3 protein-coding genes are annotated in these 3,178 nt (G+C 64.3%); all 3 read left to right on the top strand.

The window, feature by feature from the left end; translation table 11 throughout:
* Positions 1-459 (top strand): ABC transporter ATP-binding protein (locus Q1L59_RS02545; RefSeq protein WP_300327724.1); only part of this gene is annotated, 459 nt, incomplete at its 5' end.
* Positions 456-1,628, top strand: coding sequence for a chain-length determining protein (locus Q1L59_RS02540; RefSeq protein ID WP_300327723.1), 1,173 nt, complete (start codon positions 456-458; stop codon positions 1,626-1,628). The genes Q1L59_RS02545 and Q1L59_RS02540, both read left to right, overlap by 4 nt.
* A 26-nt stretch (positions 1,629-1,654) precedes the next feature.
* A partial coding sequence (locus Q1L59_RS02535; RefSeq protein WP_300327722.1) for a hypothetical protein occupies positions 1,655-3,178 on the top strand: 1,524 nt, incomplete at its 3' end.

Below are 3,178 nucleotides of genomic sequence, written 5' to 3'. Positions count from 1 at the left end.
GTCTCCTGGCCGATGGGTGAGGGCGGTCTCGAGGGCACGCTGAGCGGGCGGCAGAACGCCAAGTTCGTTTGCCGTGTGCACGGGCACCAGGCCGACCTGGCCGACCGACTGGCTTTCGTCGAGGAGTTCTCCGAGTTGCGCGAAGCCTTCGACGAACCCGTCAGCACGTATTCAACCGGCATGCGCTCGCGCCTGCAGTTTGCCCTCTCGCTTGCCTTCGAATTCGACGTCTACATCTCCGACGAAGTCACCGCCGCCGGCGATGCCGCATTCCGCAAGAAAACGGCGACCGCCTTCAAGGAGATGGCCGATCGCGCCGGCCTGATCATGGTGGCGCATGACGAAGGCACCTTGAAGGAGTTTTGCCAGTCGGGGATCTGGATTCATGCCGGCAAGGCTTATTGGTTCGATGCCATTGATGATGCCCTCAAGGCCTACAAGGAGGCGATCCCGCAATGACGGAAAGCGCAGACACTCAGAGCACTCCCCCACCAACCCGACTGAACGGGCGTCTGGCGCGGGCCGGCAGCGGCTGGCTGTCGATCCGCGTGTTCTCCCGGCTGATCCGCCTGAGCGCGCTGCTTGCCTTGCTGGGAACCGTCTACTGGGCGCTCGTCGCTTCCGACCGCTACGTGTCGGAAGCCAATGTGATCATTCGCAAGACCGATTCACTGAATGCCCCGGCGCTCGATTTCTCGCTACTGGTGTCCGGCGTTGCCGGAGTGAATCGGCCGGACCAGCTCCTTCTACGCGAGTACCTGCTCTCGGTGGACATGCTCAAGGCGCTCGACGCCAAGCTCGACCTGCGTTCGCATTACAGCGACTCGGGCCGTGACATCGTCTCGCGCATGTGGTTCAAGGATGCCTCGATGGAGTGGTTTCACCGCCACTTCCTGGGCCGCCTCGGCGTCGATTACGACGACTTCGCCGGCGTCCTGCGTTTGCGCGTACAGGCCTACGACGCGCAGACTGCGCAGGCCATCTCCAGCATGCTCGTTCAGGAAGGCGAGCGCTACATGAATCAGCTCGGGCACGAGATGGCCGAAGCGCAGGTGAGCTTCCTGATCAAACAGGTCAACGCCGCCCAGCTTCGCTTTCAGGAAGCCAGCCAGCGCCTGCTCAACTTCCAGAACCGGAAAGGCCTGCTCTCGCCGCAGGCGACGGCAGAAAGCATCAGCACGATCATTGCCGGACTGGAAACGCAGCGCGCCCAGATTCAGACGCAGTTGGGTTTCCTGCCCAAGACGCTCGACCGCGATCACCCGAACATCGTCCTGCTCAAGCAATCGCTGGCCGCCGTCGATCGCCAGATCGAGCAGGAAAAGGCAAAACTCGCGACGCCCTCGGGCAAGACGCTGAACGTTTCGGTCGAGGAGTTTCAACGCCTGCAGATGGAAGTCGGTTTCACGCAGGATCTCTACAAGTCGTCGCTCGTCGCCCTGGAAAAAGGGCGCATCGATGCCTCCCGGATGCTGGAGAAGGTCTCCGTCCTGCAGGCGCCGACGCTGCCTGAATACCCGATGGAGCCACGCCGGATCTACAACACGATCGTCACCTTGCTGGTCGCTGCCATGCTCGCCGGAATCCTCAAGCTGCTGGAGAGCATCGTCATGGACCACCTCGATTGACCCCCTTGCTACAGCCGGTGCGCGCCATGACCAAAGTTGAAGATTGCTCGATCGCGGTGACGACAGAGACGCCAGACGCGGACCTGCAAGAGGAGAACCTGCTGCTCTTCAATCAGCTGCACGTCGTCCAGGAAGAACTGGAACGACTGCACGAGCGTGGCGCTGGTCCCGGTGGACAGGCGCTGGCCGGTCGGCTGACGATCGACTGGGTCGACGACGAGTTGCCCGAGCTGATGGCGGAGAACCTGCGTTACCGAAGCGTTCTCGAAGCGCAACAGGAAGTGCATCGGATCGCCGCGCAACATACACTGGCCAGCAAGCTGGGCGAGATTCTGATCCAGGGAACGGCTTCGCCGGCCGCCCTGCTGGCTGTGCCGGGCAAACTGCACAAGGCATGGCGGGCAGCGAAGGAACAGACGCCGCCCGACGAGCTCGGCGGCAAGGGTTTCGACAAACTGCTGGCGGCGTATCGGGAAGGCGGCCTGGCTGCGGCGGATGCCTTGCTCGACCGCCTGTCGTTGTCCGCCAGCATGCAGGCCAACGCCTTGACCGCGCTGGCCCGCAACCTGATGCACCAGGAACCGGCCCGCTCGGCCGAACTCGCCCGCCGCGCGTACGCCAGCGAACCACGTCCGTACCGGCTCAAATGGTTGGCTTTCAGACTGCACGAGGCGGGCGAACTGCTGGAAGCCGCCGCCCTGCTCGAAGTCCTGCCGGCAAACCTGCATTTCAGCGATTCCGAGCTGCGACACGCCGAGCGTATGCGCCGCGAGGCAGCGCGAGTCCGTCTGCAGCAGGCGAAGGAAAAGTGCGCCTTCGCCGAACGGCGCGCCGAGGTCGAGCATCAGATCAGCAGCCTGAGCCAGGCACGCGACGAACAAGCGGCGCTCGCCGCGCAGCGCCTGGAGGAGATTGAAGCGCTCACGCAGGCGCACAACCGACTCACCCACGAACACGCGGCCTTGCGCACGCGCAGCGAGGAATTGCAGACAAAGGTGGCCGCCCTGAGCGCGGCACGCGACGAACAAGCGACGCTCGCCTTGCTCCGTTTGCGCGAAATAGCGACGCTACAACGCGCGCACAGCCAGCTCGAAGACGAACACTCGGCGCTGCAGGCAAGAATGGCGGCGCTCGGTCAGGCACACGACGAGCAGTCGGCGCTCGCTGCGCAGCGCCTGGGCGAGATCGCGGGGCTGCATCAGGCCTGCAACCAGCTCGAACTCGAACAATCGGTCTTGCTGACCGGTCGCCGCGCGCTGCAGGCGGAAGTGGCTGGGCTGAGCGCGGCGCGCGACGCGCAGTCGGCGCTGGTCGCACAAAGGCAGAGCGAGCTGGCCACCCTGTACGCAGCCTACAAGCTGCTCGAAGAAGAACGCGCCGCACTGACGCTGGCGAGGGATGAGCAGAACGCGCTGGCGGAACAGCGGAAAGGCGAGATCGAGGCGCTGCAGGAGGCGCATGCAGAACTCGAGCACGAGCAGTCGGCTTTGCTGGCGCGCTGCCAGGCGCTGCAGGACGACGTGGCCGCGCTGACGCTGGCGAGGGATGAG

It is taken from the genome of Accumulibacter sp., assembly GCF_029255125.1.
GTDB lineage: Bacteria > Pseudomonadota > Gammaproteobacteria > Burkholderiales > Rhodocyclaceae > Accumulibacter.
Note: the sequence above shows the minus strand (reverse complement) of the source record. Positions and strands in the feature narration are given on the sequence as shown.